General features: G+C 25.9%; 18 protein-coding genes. All 18 read left to right on the plus strand.

Going from position 1 to position 18,726, the window contains the following annotated elements:
- The first annotated feature begins 10 nt into the window (after positions 1-10).
- The 18 genes from AXW82_RS00480 to AXW82_RS00560 all read left to right on the plus strand — a co-directional run bounded on the left by AXW82_RS00480 (position 11) and on the right by AXW82_RS00560 (position 18,673).
- Complete coding sequence (locus AXW82_RS00480; protein ID WP_004795054.1) at positions 11-1,033, plus strand: glycosyltransferase; 1,023 nt, start codon at positions 11-13, stop codon at positions 1,031-1,033.
- 2 nt (positions 1,034-1,035) lie between these two features.
- Positions 1,036-1,680, plus strand: coding sequence for an RDD family protein (locus AXW82_RS00485; protein ID WP_004795053.1), 645 nt, complete (start codon positions 1,036-1,038; stop codon positions 1,678-1,680).
- Entirely contained in the window at positions 1,680-3,902 is a 2,223-nt protein-coding gene (locus AXW82_RS00490; RefSeq protein WP_004795050.1) for an ATP-dependent helicase, read from the plus strand. The genes AXW82_RS00485 and AXW82_RS00490 overlap by 1 nt, the downstream gene beginning before the upstream one ends.
- A gap of 2 nt (positions 3,903-3,904) precedes the next feature.
- Positions 3,905-5,533 carry an MHO_4530 family protein gene (locus AXW82_RS00495; protein ID WP_004795048.1) on the plus strand — a complete coding sequence of 543 codons (1,629 nt, stop codon included), beginning with the start codon at positions 3,905-3,907 and terminating at the stop codon, positions 5,531-5,533.
- Positions 5,534-5,609: 76 nt separating this feature from the next.
- On the plus strand, positions 5,610-8,546 hold the full coding sequence (gene dnaE, locus AXW82_RS00500) for a DNA polymerase III subunit alpha (protein WP_004795046.1): 2,937 nt from the start codon (positions 5,610-5,612) through the stop codon (positions 8,544-8,546).
- Entirely contained in the window at positions 8,539-9,438 is a 900-nt protein-coding gene (locus AXW82_RS00505) for a 5'-3' exonuclease (RefSeq protein WP_004795043.1), read from the plus strand. Before dnaE ends, AXW82_RS00505 begins: the two co-directional genes overlap by 8 nt.
- Before the next feature lies 1 nt (position 9,439).
- Positions 9,440-10,009, plus strand: a complete 570-nt coding sequence (locus AXW82_RS00510) for a nucleoside/nucleotide kinase family protein (RefSeq protein ID WP_004795041.1) — start codon at positions 9,440-9,442, stop codon at positions 10,007-10,009.
- A gap of 33 nt (positions 10,010-10,042) precedes the next feature.
- Positions 10,043-11,026 (plus strand): replication initiation and membrane attachment family protein, encoded by a 984-nt coding sequence (locus AXW82_RS00515; RefSeq protein WP_004795039.1) that lies wholly within the window; start codon positions 10,043-10,045, stop codon positions 11,024-11,026.
- On the plus strand, positions 11,019-11,918 hold the full coding sequence (locus tag AXW82_RS00520) for a hypothetical protein (RefSeq protein WP_004795037.1): 900 nt from the start codon (positions 11,019-11,021) through the stop codon (positions 11,916-11,918). The genes AXW82_RS00515 and AXW82_RS00520 overlap by 8 nt, the downstream gene beginning before the upstream one ends.
- Positions 11,911-12,765, plus strand: coding sequence for a methionyl-tRNA formyltransferase (fmt, locus tag AXW82_RS00525; protein ID WP_004795036.1), 855 nt, complete (start codon positions 11,911-11,913; stop codon positions 12,763-12,765). Before AXW82_RS00520 ends, fmt begins: the two co-directional genes overlap by 8 nt.
- A gap of 166 nt (positions 12,766-12,931) precedes the next feature.
- Complete coding sequence (gap, locus tag AXW82_RS00530; RefSeq protein ID WP_004795034.1) at positions 12,932-13,933, plus strand: type I glyceraldehyde-3-phosphate dehydrogenase; 1,002 nt, start codon at positions 12,932-12,934, stop codon at positions 13,931-13,933.
- A 132-nt stretch (positions 13,934-14,065) separates the two neighbouring features.
- Positions 14,066-14,671 (plus strand): FMN-dependent NADH-azoreductase, encoded by a 606-nt coding sequence (locus AXW82_RS00535; RefSeq protein ID WP_004795032.1) that lies wholly within the window; start codon positions 14,066-14,068, stop codon positions 14,669-14,671.
- 132 nt (positions 14,672-14,803) lie between these two features.
- Positions 14,804-14,956, plus strand: a complete 153-nt coding sequence (rpmG, locus tag AXW82_RS03515) for a 50S ribosomal protein L33 (protein ID WP_004795030.1) — start codon at positions 14,804-14,806, stop codon at positions 14,954-14,956.
- A 2-nt stretch (positions 14,957-14,958) separates the two neighbouring features.
- The gene (gene secE / locus AXW82_RS00540; protein WP_004795028.1) at positions 14,959-15,195 is read left to right on the plus strand and encodes a preprotein translocase subunit SecE; all 237 of its coding nucleotides are present in this window, start codon (positions 14,959-14,961) and stop codon (positions 15,193-15,195) included.
- A 19-nt stretch (positions 15,196-15,214) separates the two neighbouring features.
- Positions 15,215-15,817 (plus strand): transcription termination/antitermination protein NusG, encoded by a 603-nt coding sequence (gene nusG / locus AXW82_RS00545; RefSeq protein WP_004795026.1) that lies wholly within the window; start codon positions 15,215-15,217, stop codon positions 15,815-15,817.
- Positions 15,818-15,865: 48 nt separating this feature from the next.
- Positions 15,866-16,411, plus strand: a complete 546-nt coding sequence (gene rsmD, locus AXW82_RS00550) for a 16S rRNA (guanine(966)-N(2))-methyltransferase RsmD (RefSeq protein WP_004795024.1) — start codon at positions 15,866-15,868, stop codon at positions 16,409-16,411.
- A complete protein-coding gene (gene rlmD, locus AXW82_RS00555; protein WP_060913306.1) occupies positions 16,383-17,732 on the plus strand; it encodes a 23S rRNA (uracil(1939)-C(5))-methyltransferase RlmD in 1,350 nt (449 codons plus the stop codon). Before rsmD ends, rlmD begins: the two co-directional genes overlap by 29 nt.
- Before the next feature lie 92 nt (positions 17,733-17,824).
- Positions 17,825-18,673: a GIY-YIG nuclease family protein gene (locus tag AXW82_RS00560; RefSeq protein WP_060913307.1), complete on the plus strand. Its 849-nt coding sequence runs from the start codon at positions 17,825-17,827 to the stop codon at positions 18,671-18,673.
- Positions 18,674-18,726 lie beyond the last annotated feature (53 nt).

The following is an 18,726-nucleotide window of genomic DNA, read 5'->3' on the forward strand; positions in this document are numbered from 1 at the left end:
GTGGTGAATAATGAAGTTATCATTAATATCTTTAGAAACAAAAAATGTTGAAAATGTAAAAAATTATCTTGATAGTTTATTAGAACAAAATAGCGTTGATTTCGAAATTATTTTATGTTTAAATGGTAAGGAAAGTGAAAATAAACAAGTCTTAAATATTTTACCTAAGTATTATGAATTATTTGGGAATAGACTAGTTGTTGTTTATAATTCAAAAATTAATAGTTATCAGCACAATCTCTTAAGCGCCTTTAGAATTATGAGAGGTGATTATGCAGTAACTTTTAATTCAGATATTAGTTCAATTAAATATAACTATGTTGAAAAAATGATTGAAGCATCAAGCTCAAATGACGTTGAAATACTAGAGTTTAAACCAAGATTAACAGGTTCAATTTCTTGAAAACCATTAGCTAGAATAGTTGAAAGAGAAAAAATAGATTTAACTAAGAACCCGCTTCCATTTGCTTATGTATATCCTTTTATTTTTAATAAAATAATTAAAAAATCAGTTGCTCAAAGAGTGCTTAAATATAAAACAAAAAATTTAAATGATACAAAAATGAGTGTTGAAATAAATTACATTTTAATGTTAGAAGCAAAATCATACACATATTTAGATTACAGAATTTTTAGAGAAAATTTCCCTTCAGATATGTGATTAAGTTCTAAGAAAAGTTTAAATATGTTTGAAGATATTGAAAAATATTTAGTTATATCAAATAGAAAGCTCTTTGAAGAGATTAGATATGCAAAATATTATTTTATAAAATTATTAATGACGGCATTTTTGAAAGAAACCAATTTTACATATAAAAATATTTTTAAAACTAAAGATGATATTTCTGAAAAGAGAGGATTAATAACCTTCCAAAAACATGTTGAAATTTTAGGTAAATTAGAATCAATATACAAAACTGAAAACTATTTTTTAACAAATCCTTACTTTTTGAGAAATAATGAAGAAGTAACATTAATGTCAATGCCTATATCTAAACTAAAAAACACAAAAATTCTAAAAAGACTAGATTAATTATGTATAAAAACTCAGGATTCTTTAAAAGATTCATAGCTAATATTATTGATTTGTCAATAGCAATTTCATTAATATTGCTTATTTTTTATTTACTAACCAAAAACATAAATAAAGTTGCATTACCATCGGCAAGTGTTTTTTATTTTTCAAGCCTTTCTGCTATTATTGTTTCTTTATTAGTTTATTTATTCATACCTGTTTTTTTTGAGGGTAAAACAATTGGATTAATTATTTTAAAATTAAAAATAATTAATTCACATACAAAGAACTATTCATTTAGTTCAATCATAAAAAGGAATTTATTTACTTCTATATACTTTAGTGCTGTAATAATTTTTATAATGTTATTTTTGGCGCCTAATAGTTTTGTTGTTTTGGATAAAAATGGTCAAAATATATTAAGTATAAAAGACGACATTTATCACTTAATAATCATGAGAATTATTACTGTATTTTTGTCAATTGGATTTTTTATATCAATGGTTGGTTATCTTTTTGTAATTTTTAAACCTAATAGGTTGTCAATAGTTGATTGGCTTTCAGAAACAAGAATTGTTGAAAATACACTAATAGTATCTAAAGATAAAGAAATAATTTTATTTCCAGAAAATGATGATAGAAGAAAATTTATATTTAAAAAATAATGGAGGTTGTTTTTATGTTGATTAGAAAAGTTGATTTATTGAGTGATTTGAACGAAAAGCAAAAACAAGCAGTTGTTTATTTTGATAAACCGTTGCGTATAATAGCAGGAGCAGGAACTGGAAAAACAAAGGTTTTAACAAGAAAAGTGGCTTATTTAATTAATGACTTAGGTATATCACCACATTCTATATTGGCTGTTACTTTTACTAATAAAGCCGCAAAAGAAATGATTAGTCGTATTGAAAAATATTGCCAAAATAACAAAGATACCCTTAATGTGCAAACATTTCATGCATTTTGTACAAGTATTTTACGCCAAGATATTCGCCAACTCGGATATAGAAAAGATTTTTATATTATAGATGAACATGATAAAGAGCAAATTTTTAAGAAAATTTATAATAAATTAGAAATAACAGCTCATGAAATAAGTTATAAAACAACTGCTCAGTATATATCTTGAGCAAAAAATTATTCAGAAGATCCAAATGAATTTGCCAAGATATTGAATGAAGAAAATAAGCCTACAATTTTAGCTAAAATTTATCTTGAGTATTTAAATGAATTAGCGCTGCAAGGTAGTTTAGACTTTGATGATTTAATTATTCAAACACATAGATTATTCACTTTAAGACCTGATATTCTTGAAAAATATAAAAAACAATTTAAATTTATTTTAATTGATGAGTTTCAAGACACCGCCGGATTACAGTATGAAATAATAAAAATGCTTTATACAGAAAACACACATATAACAATAGTTGGTGATCCAGACCAAACAATTTATAACTGACGTGGGGCTAATGTTAATTTGATTCTTGATTTTGAAAAAGACTTTCCGGAGGCGAGAACAGTTATATTAGATATTAACTATAGGTCAACTAAGAAAATCCTAGAGGCCGCTAATAAGTTGATTAAATATAATAAAATCCGTTTTAGTAAGGATTTAGTTACCGAAAACGAAGAAGGACAAGAACCAGAATTTTTCCACAGTTTCAATGAAGAAGGTGAAGCTAGATGAGTTGTAAATAAAATAAATGAACTCAAGAAACAAAAAAACCAATTAAAATCAATTGCCATTTTGTTTAGATCAAATTATTATTCACGTGTTTTTGAGCAAACATTAATAGAGGAAAATATTCCACACAAACTAATTAATGGAGTAAAGTTTTACCAACGTTCAGAAATTAAAGATGCTATTGCATTTTTAAGAGTTTTATTTGACGGGCACGAAATTTCTTTAGAAAGAATAATAAATGTTCCAAATAGAGGTGTTGGTGAAGTTAGATTAGAGAAAATAAGAGAGTTTGCAAGAAAACACAAAAAAACAATGTTTTACGCTTTAAAAGATCACTTTAAACAATTAAATGTTAAAGAGTTAGGTAAAGAATTCATTATTAATAAACTACACCCATTTATGTTCTTGCTTATTAAATACCAAAAAATGCTTCACGCAAAGAAAAATAGAATAAGTAGATTGCTTGATTCATTTTTACAAGAAGTTGGTTTTTATGAAAGTATAGAAAATAATAAAAATTTAAGAGGAACCGCGAAAGAGAATGTAAAAGAATTAATTAAGGCTATAGAGGTTTGAGAAAAAGCTAACCCATCCGGAAATGTAGAAGATTACCTTAATATGGTAAGTTTATTAACTGTTACAGATGAATACCATAATGAAACAAATTATGTTACACTAATGACAATACACTCAGCAAAAGGTCTTGAATACGATAATGTCTTTCTTGTGGGGTTAAACAAAGGTGTTTTCCCTTCTTTAAGAATTTTTGAAAAAGGCGATTTTATAAATAATTCAAAAGATAAAAATCCAGAAGAATTAATTGAAGAGGAAAGAAGACTAGCATACGTTGCTGTAACTAGAGCAAAGAAGAATTTATTTTTATCTTCTTCAAGAGGGAAAATTATAGGAACAAATACTCCAAAAGAACCTTCGCAATTTTTAGAAGAAATGGGTATTAACACAAAAGAAAGAATTTTATTGGATGATCAATCAAAATTCGTCCCTACAACTGAAGATGACCCAGATGCATTATATAAAAATTCAAAAATAATTGTCGGAGACATTATTTCACACGTTATTTTCGGTGAAGGAGAAGTGATAGAGGTAAAATCCGCTAATGATATTATTGTTAAATTTCATAATGATGGCAAAGAAAGAACTCTTAATAAAATGCACCCATCAATAAGATTGTTGAGTAGATAACTATGAATATTTTTCATTATTTAATAATTCTTTTACTTTTTGCTTTCCTCATAGTAATATTAGTTGGTTTTCTTATTATTTCTTATTTATATTACAGATCATCATCCGGTATTATAAATTTTAAAGTTGATAAGAACAACAATAGAGTAATCAGAATAAGTAACAAATACCATTTTCTTTCTACTATTTTCGATAGTCAAAACTCTAATTTTAAAGAGTTCAACTTTCTTAGTTTAAATGATTTTTTGGATTACTTCAAAGAGGATTCAAGAGATAAAATTAGTAAACAATTTGAAGGTTTTATCCCGGAAGGAAAATCAGAAGTATTAGAAGTTTATATTAATAGTAAATATAGAAAAAACTTTTCTTTAATAGATAGAATATTAGTTGTTTTAGATAAAACTATAACAAGAACCCCTTCTTACACATTAACAATACATCAAGATAGTGCAAGTGATTATATTTGTTCTTTAAAATGATCTAAAATATCTCATAGAGTGCAAAAGTTTAGAATAAAAGAACATTCGAAAAATGCTAAATTTGAGATAAAAGAAAAAAACACCGTTGTAATAGGTGCATTAATAAAGCCTGAGTTTTATTTAAAAAACTTAAGAGTTGCTGATATTTATGAAATTTATAGCATTTTTAATTTTGCTCCTAAAAAAACATTTTATTTTAAAGAAGAAGGTATGGTTTATTTTGTTTTAAAAAACATTAAACAAAATAAGTATAAAGAGTATGTAACTATAATAAATGACCTAAATCAAAGTTCTAATATTAATAAAGTTTTTTCTACATTAACTATTTTTAAATTTCACGAAATAGTTGATGAAAAAAATAAATTAGACTTAAAAAATGTTTTAAAGTATTCTCTTTATAACATTTATTGCAGACCGCAGGAAATAGATTTATTTATTAATTTTGATCACAAAATTCTTCAAGAGAAAAAATTCATTGAATTTTCTGATATGTTAAATAAATATGATGTTTTAAACAATAGTAGCGAAAATGATTTTTTTATAAGAAAATCAGTCATTGTAAAATATAATAAAAACGAAAAAGGTAATTTGTATTTATATGAATGCCAAATAAAAAATTTAGCAATTAGTGATAGCTGGATTAGATTTTTCAAACAAATACCATATTTAGAATATAAGTATCAAAAAATTTGATACAACTATATCGCAGATTATTCAAGAGATAACACACAAAATCCAATGGTTAAAATTTCTCAAGAAGTTTTTCTTGATAAACAATTTAATGTTTCCATTGATAAACCTTTATGTTTAGTATACGCAAACAATAATGCTTTTATGTCGGAATTACTTAAAGAAAAGATATTAAAGAATTCAGAAAATAAAATATATACTGCCTTATATATCGAAACAATAGACAGAGCTCTAATAAACATTATAAATACAGTTGATAAGTTAAAAGTAATAATTATTGGAGAGAAAATTTCACAAAACCTTTCCGATTGATCAGTGGCTTATGATTGTTTAAGCATTATTTCTTTAGCGAAAACAAAAAACATACAAGTTGTTTTCGAAAATCCAAAAAAAGATTTAGATGAGTTAATAGTAGAAAAATTAAATATAAAATATGCTTTTGACTCTTCGTTAAATAATTAACTCATTAGTAAAATGAGTTTTTATTTTTTGTTTTTATTTTTTATGCATAAACATTAAATAATATAAAATTGATTTTATGAAAGAAAATATTTATTTGCACACAAATACAGAATATTCATTTTTACATTCAACAATTAGGTTAGAAGAATTATTTAAATTAGCAAAGCAAAAAAAAGTTAAATATTTAACTTTAACAGATATAGAAAATTTTCATGCGTTGCAATTTTTCTGGAATTTTAGTGAAGAATATAACTTCAAACTTATAATTGGGGTTGAATTAAAATTAATTGAAAAATTTAAAGTAATAGCAATAGCAAAAAATGATAATGGATTTTTATTTTTAAAAAAGCTAGTTCTTGAAAAAAGTTATGGCAAAGAGATATCTTATTATGATTTAGAAAATGAAGACATATATTTAATAGATCATTTTGAGGAAGGTTTTTTTAGAAATAATATAAATTTAAAAAAGATGCTTAACAACTTTTATATAAACAGCAAAGAACCCCAATTTCATCAAACTGTTTTTGCACCAACAAAAAGAATTTTAAGTTTTGATGACAATGAGTTATTACCTGTTTTAGAAAATATAGCCACAGGGAAAAGCGAAGTTAAAAAAATTTATAACGAATATTTTGATGATTCGGAATTTGAAGGATTAAATGATTCTGTATATCAAAATATGATAAACATTGTTGAAAGCATCAATATAACAAAGCCATCAAAGGAAATAAAATTAGCTAAATTTAATGAAAATTCTATAGAACTATTTCAAAAACTAATTACCGGTACAAGATACCATAATTTATTAAAAAAATATGATAAAAACTTAGTTAATGAAAGAATCAAGAAAGAATATAAAGTAATTACTAAATTAGGTTTTGTGGATTATTTCCTTATAATACATGATGTACTAGATTTCGCATCTAAAAACAATATTTTAATAGGTCCTGGAAGAGGATCTGCCGCTGGTTCGCTGATATCATATTTATTAAATATAACTTCAGTAAATCCTCTTGAATTTAATTTACTTTTTGAAAGATTTTTAAACGAAGACAGAATTAGTTTGCCAGATATAGATATTGATATTCAAGATAATAGAAGGGATGAGATATTTAGATATTTACAGGAAAAATATGGGGCTGAAAAAGTAGCATTTATTTCCACTTTCCAAACTTTAGCTTCAAAAAACTCGATAAGGGACGTTGGAAGATATTTAGATATACCAAGAACGGAAATAGATAACATATCTTCAAGCATATCTATAAAAGATGAAAATCTATTATATTCATATGCTAATAATAAAAAATATAATCTTTATGCAAATAAATACCCTAAACTACACTCTCTTGCATCAAGAATAGAAGGTTTACCAAGACAAATAGGAGTGCATGCAGCAGGGTTTATTATATCTGATCGTGATTTGAGTGAAGTTGTCCCAATGCAAGCAAGTAGTTTTGGTTTAAACCAAGTGCAAATGACCATGAATAATTTAGAAAAATATGGTTTAATTAAAATAGATTTTTTAGGACTAAAAAATTTAACCTTTATAAGTGAAATAGAAAAACTTATACCATATGAATCTAGATTTGACCAAGTAACCAATGATTCAATTTCTCTTTTTAATGATAAACGAACATTTGACTTGCTTAACTCATTAAAAACAGATGGTATTTTTCAACTTGAATCACCAGGAATGAGAAATGCTATAAAACAAGTTTCGATCGATTCATTTGATGATATTTATGCAATACTTTCTCTATTTAGACCCGGCCCAAGTGTTTATATTCCTGTTTATGCTAAAGGAAAGAAAAACCCTCTGTTAGTAGAAAAAGTGCATCCCAAATATGATGCTATCGTAAAAAATACTTTTGGTATTATCGTTTATCAAGAGCAAATTATGCAAATTGTGCAAGATGTAGCGGGTATGCCTTTTTCAAAAGCTGATTTATTCAGAAGAGCAATCTCTAAGAAAAATGAAGAAGAATTACATAAATATAAGTCAGATTTTTTTGAAGGTGGACTTAAAAATGGACTCTCAAAAGCTGATTTAGAAAAGATTTATGCAAATATCGAAAAATTCGCCGATTACGGATTTAATAAATCGCATGCAGTAGCATATGCTATAGTTAGTTATAAATTAGCGTACTATAAAGCAAGATTTCCTATGATTTTTTACAAGGTTCTTTTATCAAATGGAGCTGCAGATCAACAAAATATTAAGCTTTATGCAGAAGAAGCGGCTCTATCTGAAATAAAAATTAAAGTCCCTAATATTAATATATCTTCAAATGAGGCAGAAATATTTTTTGATGAAATATTTTTACCATTTAACACAATAAAAGGAATAGGTCACTCTGCCGTAGAAAAAATCATACAAGAAAGAAAAAGAGCAGGCGGATTTATTGATTTTGTTTCCGCTTGAATGAGATTAAGAGTCGCTGGTGTCGGAGAAAGTGTAATTGAAACATTAATAAAAGCAGGTAGTTTCAGTGACTTTGGTAACATTAACACCCTTTTAACGGCAACAGATATGTGCTTAGATTTTTATGAACTATTTAAATCAGAGACAAAAAAATCTAATAATCCTATTGAATTTTTAGATGACTTTATAGAAAAACAAAATTTTGAGAAAATCGAATTTATAAAACAAGAAGACGATATGGACTTACAAGATCAATGAGAAATTAAATTATTGGGCAGCAGATACACAAATGAAAAATGAGTTACAGAAAACAGCAAGGATGTTTTTGAAGGAAGAATTTCATTAGCAAATCTTGGCGAAGAACCATTGTGACTTAAAATTGAAATATTGGAAGCTAAAAAAGGTACAAAAGATAGACAAACAAACCTGAAAATTAAGGACGAAACAAAAGTGGTTACAGCCTATGGATGAACAAATAAAATCATGGAGCTAATTAATAGCGAAATGCCTAGAAAAATTGTTATATTAGTAGTTAAAAAAGACAATAAGTTCTATAACATTAAAGACTTTAAGGAGATCATAAATGAATAATAAAAAAAGTTTGGTAATTGATGGAAACTATATGATGTTCCAATCATTTTATGCAACATATAGAGGTGATATAAGTTCAATATTAAAAACTTCAAAAGGAATTCCAACAAATGCAGTTTCGGTTTTTTTGTCACAACTAGTTAAATTAATTAAATTTATAAATCCTGATAATTTAATGATTGCCTTTGATGCTAATTCAAAAACTAAAAGACATGAAATATTTCCGGAGTATAAATCTGGAAGAACTAAAGCACCAGTAGAGATTTTTGAACAATTTGACATAATAAAAAAACTGCTTAGCTTATTAAATATAAAATGGATTGAAAAAGCTGGGGATGAAGCAGATGATATAATCGGGACTTATTGCAAGAAAATGATTGGGAAAAAATTTATTTTTTCATCTGATAAAGATCTCTTGCAACTTGTTGATGAAGACACTTCATATATTGTAAAAAAAGGTATTGAAATATCATTAATTGATAATGATAATTTTCACAGTATTTATGAAATAAATCCTAGTCAGATAACTACTTATAAAGGTTTAAAAGGTGATTCAAGCGATAACTTACCTGGAGTCAAAGGGATTGGTGATAAAACTGCTATAAAATTAATAAATACATATGGTTATTTTGAAAATATTTATAAAAATTTAGACGAAGGAACTTTAAAAGAAACAAAAGGAACTCTAGAAAAACTAATTAAAGGTAGAAGTGAAGGTTTTTTATCTTATGAATTATCAAAAATTAACACAAACGTTTTAGAGTTACCGCTTGAAAATGATTTTTATCAAATAAACTTAAATTATGATGACGCAAAATCATATATAAAAGAGTTAGAATTACAAAAATTTGAAAAAGACTTAATAAATCTTTTAAAGAAATATAGCAAATAAAATGATAGCCATTGTAGGAAAGATATCAGCTGGTAAAACAACATTGCTGAATTGACTTGCTGACAAAGGGCACAAAACTTTAGAAGTAGATAAATTTGTTATTAATCTTTATAAAGATGCAAGTTTCGTTGAGTATGTCAAAAATAACTTAGATTATGATTTAATCACAAACAACTATGTTGACAAAGAAAAAATTAAAAAATGAATTATAGAAGACTCAAGTAATCTTAATTTAATAGGGTTTATAGTAGAAAAATTTCTTTTTCACCACTTAAAAAACAGTGATTATCATTTTGTTGAGTTTCCAACAATTTTTAAAGCATCAGAAAAAACCTTAAATTTATTTACAAAAATTTGAAATGTGGAAATAGATGAAAATTTAAGAAAAAATTATATGTGAAAAAAGTATGGGGATAACTCAATAATAAAAATACTAGATAGTGAAAATAACTATAATTGGGGATTAAAAGATCAGTTACACAACTTAAAAATTGTGAATATCTCAAGTTTAAATATAGACATTTTATATGAAAATGAAAAATATAATTGTAATTGCTCAATAAAAATTTAAAATATTTTATACAAGAAAAGCGAAGGGGAAATTATGAAACAATATTTAGAATTCGAGCATTTTGCAATCACAAGAAATGACATTATATCAAGCGATGATCTTACAAACTTGAGAAAATTATACGGGCCTATAGTTGGTGGTCTAGGTATTTTGTTATACGAGTATTTGATTGATCTTTCAAGAAATTCTGATTTTGTTGAAGTTCCTTTTAATTTTTCTTCATTAAATTTATTTCTGAATTCACATGAACATGAATTAAATAAAAGTCGTGAAGAATTGGAAGCTCTAGGATTGATCAACACTTATAAAGACGATTCAAAAGCTTTAACAATATTTGAGTTGCAAAGACCATTAAGTTCTAATGAAATAGCTAAAAATCCTTTTATTTCTAAATTACTAACTAAGAAAGTTGGTAAAACAAATTATGATAAATTGATAAAAGTTAACAATTTATTTAAGAAGAGTACTAATTTATTTGGTTTTAAAGAAATTTCTGCTAATTTCTTTAACATTTTTAGTAACACACTAAAAGATAATGATGATGTTTTAAAAACTTTTTATTTAGAAGAAGGAAGCAAAGAAATTGCGAAACCTGAATTGAAAGTTATTGCTAAAACAAAAATGATTTATACTCCGCTTGCTATTGGGAACATAAAATATTCAAATGTTTATCAAGCTATTTTAAACTTAGACAATATATCATTCTTGAAGCAAATATTGAATAAAAGCGAACTAAACGAAGAAGAAAACATGATTGCCGTTTGATCAAAGAGTATAAAAGATCAAAAAGCACTTAATATGATAATATTCTATAGTGTTAAAAGAAAGAATACTGAAAACTGATTCAAATATGTAAATAGTTTAATTTCAGAAGTTCTTTCAAAAAATATTTCTAATTTTGATGATGTTGAGAAATATCTTGATGGAAAATTTAAAAGCAATATTAGAACTAAATCTATTTATGACGAAAAAGTTTTATTGAAATCTTCATACTTATCAAATTTAAAAAATGATTAGTGTTAAAAAACCTGATTTAAGTTCTAATAAAGATTTTAATAAAATTATTAACGTTCAAATAGATGAAGAAAAAATCGTTTATAAAATAAAGAGAAATGAATTTTTAAATAGCATTATAAATAAAACTAAAATGACAGATGAAGAAATATTTTATTTTGCCCCACAGTTAATTAATCTTGTGAAAGAAAATTCTTCAAAAGAAAAGATGATTTGAGAAACTGTTGTGCTTCGTGAAAATGGAAAAATTAAATTTTTAAAAAAAATAAGAAATAATGAATTAACAAATGAATATAAAATCAAACATAATATTATTTTTCAAAATATCTCTAAACCAATCTCTACTTTTTCGTTTGATGCATCACATTTTTTAGAAAATAATGATCATCTTGAAATTTATGATTATCTTCTGGAGTTCAAAAATAATCCCTTAAATGCACATTCATTGTTTTTGAGCGGTTCTATTGAATCAAACAGAAGTTTAATACTTTCTTTAATTGCAAATGAATATGCTATCAGGGACAAGAAAGTAAGTTATATCGATATAAATAATTTAGATGATAAGATAAAAAGAAGTTTAAGCAAAGGTGATATTGATCTTGACTTTCTTATTGAAGAGTTATCTAATGTAGATATTTTGATTTTTGATGAAATTGGATACAAACAACTTTCTTTATGATTTTTAGAAAGTATTTTTGTACCAATATTGTCATATAGATACCAAAACAATTTAAAAACTTTTTTTGGTTCTTATTTTAATTTTGATGAGCTTCACATACAGTTATTTAAAAAAAATAGTAGTGAAAACTCGTTCGCTGATAGTCCGATAGCTAAAAAAATGATTTTTTTAATAAATAAAATTTCAGAAGAGAAAGCGTGGGTTGGGAATGAATAAACCGAAGGAAAAGATTGTTTTAGTGGGTACCCCAGAATTTTCGGTTCCTGTTTTTGAAGAAATTATAAGAAACTTTAATGTAGTGGCGATTATTTCACAGCCTGATAAACCGGCAAATAGAGGATACAAAATTGAACCAACACCTACTAAATTATTAGCTCAAAAATACAATATAAAAGTTTTTCAACCAGATAAAATAGGTGAGATTTACGAAGAATTAAAAGAGTTAGAGTATGATATTATGATAAGTTGTGCCTTTGGTCAATATATTCCTATGAAGGTGCTTGAATTAGCAAAAATTGCTTCAATAAATATTCATGGCTCATTGCTCCCTAAATATAGAGGAGCCGCCCCAATTCAATACAGTTTATTAAACGGTGATTCTGAAACTGGAATAACATTGATATACATGACTAAAGCCATGGATGCAGGTGATATGATATTTAGTGAAAGGATAAAAATTAGTGAATTCGACACTTCTGATTCATTATTTCAAAAAATATCTATTTTAGCAAAGAATGTTATTTCAGATTGGATTAATAGATTTATAAAAAATGATTTTATAGCTCAAAAACAAAATGAATCTGCAGTGATATTATCTCCTAAATTATTAAAAGAAGATGCATTATTAATTGATTCACTAACCACCTTCGAAGCTTTTAATAAAATAAGGGCATTTTCTTCTAATCCTGGTGCATACATTATTTTAAATGGTAAGAGAGTTAAAATTTATTATGCAACTAGAAATAAAGTTCCCAATTCAATTGAAATAAAGTTTGCTGATGGTTCTTTGTATGCAACTGACTATCAATACGAATCTAAAAAAAGAATTAACTTGCTTAAATAGCAAGTTTTTTACATGAAAATATTATCATATTTTTAGATCATATTTTTAAAATACTTATAGTATAAAATTGAAAAATTTATTATAATTATGTTGTAAAAAATCGATTTTACAAAATTTAAATATATATTTATAAATATAACTTTTTAGTTATAAATGAAAGGAAATTATGAAAAAAGTAGCAATCAACGGATTCGGTAGAATTGGTAGATTATTCTTCCGTAGACTATTAGAATCAGGATCAAACTTAGAGGTAGTTGCTGTTAATGATTTAACAGATGCAAAAACATTAGCTCACTTATTAAAATTCGATACAGCATTTGGAAGATTAAATGCAACAGTAGAAGCTAAAGAAGGCGCTATTATTGTTAATGGTAAAGAAATTAAAGTTACAGCTGAAAGAGACCCAGAAAACTTACCATGAGCAGAATTAGGAATTGACTTAGTTGTTGAATCAACAGGGTTCTTTACAAAACGTGAAGGTGCAGAAAAACACTTAAAAGCTGGTGCTAAAAAAGTTGTTGTTTCAGCTCCATCAGATAAAGATGTTAAAACAGTTGTTTACAACGTTAACCACGACATTTTAGACGGAAATGATACAGTTATTTCAGCTGCTTCATGTACAACAAACAGCTTAGCTCCTATGGTTAAAGTTTTAGTTGATGAATTCGGAATTAAATCAGGATACATGACAACAATTCACGCATACACAGGAGACCAAAGATTACAAGATGCTCCACACAAAGACTTACGTAGAGCTCGTGCAGCAGCATCAAACATGGTTCCTACATCTACAGGAGCTGCAAAAGCTATTGGATTAGTAGTTCCAGAAGCTAGCGGAAAATTAGATGGTATTGCAGTTCGTGTTCCATTATTAACAGGATCATTAGTTGACTTATCAGTATTCTTAGAAAAACAACCAACAGTTGAAGAAATTAATGCAGCTATGAAAAAAGCAGCAAACGAAACAATGAAATATGAAACAGACGAAATTGTTTCTTCAGATATTATTAATTCTACACACGGATCAATTTTCGACTCAGCATTAACAACAGTTAAACCTACACCAGAAGGAAACTTATACAAATTATTCTCATGATACGATAATGAAATGTCATACGTTTCACAATTAGTTAGAATAGTTGTTTACTTCGCTAACTTAGAAAAATAATTTCAAAAAAATAAAGCTTTTGGCTTTATTTTTTTGTTTCTAAAAATATAAAAATAGTCGTTAGTATTTGTTTATTTTAGTTTATAATTAAAACACATAAAAATTAAAAAACTTAGAAAAGGAGCTATTTTTATGAAAAAAATACTATTTTTAGATGGTTCACTAAATAATTCAGAAATTTCTTATACTACAGCTACAATGAATTACCTTGAAACATTATTTGATAAAAACGAATATTCAGTAGAAAGAGTAAATTTAAATGAATCAAAATTCGCTGATTACAGTTTAAGTGCTAAAACAAGCGGTGATTTTTGAACAAATGTTGAAAGTGATAAATGAATTAATAAACTAAAAGAAACAGATTTATTAGTTATTTCTATGTCAATGGTTAATTACGGGCCAACAGCCGTTGTTAAAAACTTCATGGATGGGGTTGCGGTAGCAAATAAAACATTCTCATACAAATATTCAACAACACAAGATGCGGTAGGTTTCTTAACAAATTTAAATGTTTTAGTAGTTGCATCACAAGGAGCTAATTTCGGTACATATCCATGAGGTGATCATATTAAATGATTAAAAGGAACATTTAAATTCTTAGGGGCTAAAACAACTCAAAGCTTTGATATTCTAGGTACAAAAGTTTCTGAAATTTCAAAACAAACTGCTTCAGAATTTGTAGAATCAAAAAAATCTGAATTAAACGAATTAATAAGTGAAATTAAATCATCATTATAATAATTATGAAATTTTAAAAAATATCTCAGCCAATTGAGATATTTTTTAATAATCAAATTAAACAACTTAATGTGTTTTTAATCCTATTTTTAGCAACTTTAAAAAATCATTTTTTATGGTAAAATAAAAACTATGAAAAATACAAATAAAGTAGCCTTATCTTGCGAAATATGTAGAAGAAAAAATTATTACACAAATAAAAGCGCAGGGAACCAAAAACGTTTACAAGTTAAAAAGTTTTGCATTCATTGTGGAATTCATTCATTACATAAAGAAGAGGTTTAATAATGGAAAATAATTTAGAAGCCAAAAATAACCAAATTAAACTTGGAAAAGAAAAAAGACCCAAGAAATATTGATTAAGAAAAGTTGTCAAAGAAATAAAAAGAGTTCGTTGACCTGACTTTAAAACTAATAAAAGAAACTTTTTAATGACTATTTTATTTGCATTTTTATTTACTGTATTTGTATCATTAGTAACCTACGGTTTCACACAACTCTGAACAGTATTAGGATTAAGTTAAAGAACAATTGGAGAATTTTATGACAAAATTAATTAGATGATATATGATTTCAACCATTAGAGGTAAAGAAGATCAAGTTCTTGAATCTTTAAACAACCGTATTCAAGCAGAAAATATGTTGCATGATTTTGATTTAAATGCAAATGATGGTTCAGCTTTTAAAATTTTTAAAAAACCAACATTATCTCAAAAAGAATTTCAAAAGAAAAATGAAGGATTGGAATATAAAGTAAAATACGTTAACCTTTACCCAGGGTATATATTTGCTAAAATGCACATGTCAGATGAGGCATGATTCTTGATACGTAACACACAATATGTTACTGGACTTATCGGGTCATCAGGAAAAGGGGCAAAACCTACTCCTTTAAGTAGTTTAGAAATTAAAAAGATGAAACAACAAGAAGAAGAATTCCAACGTTCATTCGATGCTGGGGAAAATGTTTTTGGTTACTCAGTTGGTGATGTTGTTGAAATTATTGATGGAATTTACATTGGAAAAGACGGAGAAATTCTTTCAATTAATAGCAAGGAAAATACTGTAACTTTAAAGAGTGAAGGTTATGGTAAACAAATTGAAATTATTGTTTCAATGGAAATTATTAGAAGAATAGAAGAATAATAAATAAAACACAAATTGAATAAATTTGTGTTTTATTAAGGAGAAAAAATGTTAAGAATTATAAGTGGTATTTATAGAAATAGAAAAATACAAGAACCCGATTTAAAAATTACACGCCCAACTACAGATAAAGTTAGGGAGGCGATATTTTCATCGCTTCAGTTTAAAATACAAGGTAAAAAAGTTTTAGATTTATTTTCAGGTTCAGGAGCTTTATCGATCGAAGCTGTTAGTAGAGGAGCTAGTGATGCTTACGCAATAGAAAAAAACCGTGAAGTTTTTAAAGTTTTATCTAAAAATATTTCTTCATTAAATATTACTAATATAAATACTATTAATATAGATGCTTTAGCATTTCTAGATAAAACAAGTGATAGTTTTGATTTTATTTTTATTGATGCTCCATATAATGAATATGAGTTAGTCAACCAATCTTTAGATAAAATTTTTAATAAAAATATGTTATTGGAAGATGGTGAAATTATTCTTGAAACAAATGATCCTTCAAAAATAATTATTCCTTCAGGTTTTAAAGTTTATAAAGAAAAAAGATACGGAAGGATAGATGTTTTATACATCTGTAAAGATGAATAATTTAAAAGAAAACCAAATTTTAGAAGTTGCTTGTCAAGAATTAAGTTATGAAGGTTTGGGTGTTAGCAGAATTGATAATTTTCCAATTGTTGTAAAAGACTTTTTTCCAGGAGAACTAGCTAAGGTTAAAATAGAAAAGATTTTTTCTAAGTATGCAAAAGCAACTGTTTTAGAGTATGTAAAAAAAGCTGACTATAGAAACAGCCTTGATATAAAAAATATTGATGCAATGCCACTTATAAACATGGACTATTCATGACAAATAAAATTTAAACAAAAGTATTTGGAACAGCAATTTAAAAGAAACTTTAATGATTTAAATATAAACATCAAAGATTATCAACGAAGCGATAAAATTTACAATTATAGAAATAAATCTAGATACCCACTTAGCGTTATTGATAATGTTTTAACCTTGTCAACATTTATAAGAGATAGTGATGAAATCACTGATGAAGTTTCAAATGAATTATTAAATAATGAATCAATAAATCTTTTTATAAATGAAATTTTAGAAATTATTAATGAATATTATAAAAATTCTAAAAAACAAAGTAACTTAAAATTATTTAAAAGTATTGTAGCTAGAGTTAATGAACTAAATGAAATTCAATTTGCTTTAGAAATACATTCTGATTTCGATATTCCAAAGGAATTGGAAAAACGTTTTTATTTAATAACAAACTTAGTTGAGATTTACATTATTAAAAAACATAGAACATCATTGGTATTTTCTAAAAAACCTTTCTATATTAAATTATTAGATAAAAGTTTTAAAATTAACTTAAATTCTTTTTTTCAAATAAATAGAGATGTTGCAAAAGAAATATTTAATTCAATTAAAGATTATGCTTATAATTCTAAAAAACATAAAATTTTAGATCTTTTCTGTGGTGTAGGTGTAATTTCTAACTTAATTTATTCAAAAGGACAAAAGGTGCTGGGTATTGATATTGTAAAAGATGCCATTGATGATGCTAAAAATAATTCTGCAACAAACAAAATTGATAATTTTGAATTTCATGCAATAGATGTATTTAAGTCATCTTCTATTTTAAAAAAATTCATTGATAAAGATACATTGACTATTATAGATCCTCCGCGTTCAGGTTTAAATAATCAAATAATAAAATTTATCTCTGACAATAATATTGATAATTTAGTCTATCTATCATGTAACCCAAGAACATTGATAAGAGATCTTAAAGAATTTGTTCAACAAGGTTATGATATTAATTATGTCAAAGGTTATGATATGTTTCCTAATACAAATCATATTGAAGCTTTAGTAATACTGCACAAAAACAAGTTTGATAAATAATATATTTTTCCGATATAAACAGCAAGAATCGAATTTTTATAAATAAATTTTTTTGATTAAATCTTTTATTTAAGATCAAAAAGGAGAAGCATATGATTCAATTTAAAAAATTCTTTAAAGAATTAAAAGAGCCGGAAAATACCAAGGTAAAATTCAATATGAACGCAGGCGATGACAATTTAAAAGCTTGAAATTTTTTGCGTAATGGGGAAGATGACCCTGATTGGATAAAAATGAATGCTTGAAAAAAAGTGCAAGCAAATAATAACTTGAATAAAGCAAAATATTTGTTGGCGTTTGCACAATATTATCCTTATGGTCCTGACTTTTATATTTTTGGTGGTATGTATAAGGTTGAAAAGATAGAACCAGAAGTATTTAATGGCGTAGGTTATAAATTAAAATTATTGCCAAAATTTAAAGATTATAGTAGAAGATTAATAATAAAATTGAATAAACCAATTGGTAGAGACATATATAATAAACCGTTCAAAAAAGTTCAAGAAGACTTTGACCCAATAATCTATGAATTATTGCCTGAAACAAGATTGGAATCATTTCCTGGTTATAATAATGTTTCGCTTTCTCATAGTGATCTAAAATCTGTTATTGATCAACCAGAGTGAAAAGAAGCATTGTCAAATGTTAAAGGGATCTATTGCATTACCGATAGAGCTACAGGAAAGTTATATATCGGATCTGCGTACGGGCAAGAAGGTATATTTCAAAGATGAAAATCATATAGTGATTCTAATAATTTAACTGGTGGTAATAAAACTTTTGAAGAAATAAAAAACAAAAATAAAGACTATATTAAGGAAAATTTCTTATATTCTATATTAGAAATTTTTGATGTTAAGACAAAAACAGAAGAAATTATTCGTAGAGAAGAATTTTGAAAAAAGGTATTTCAAACAGTTAAACATGGAATGAATAATTAAAATTCAAAAACTATCTATTATGAGCGTTTATTAATAGATAATCAAAAAAATAA

Origin of the sequence: Mycoplasmopsis canis PG 14, assembly GCF_001553195.1 — a bacterium.
Classification (GTDB): domain Bacteria; phylum Bacillota_I; class Bacilli_A; order Mycoplasmatales; family Metamycoplasmataceae; genus Mycoplasmopsis; species Mycoplasmopsis canis.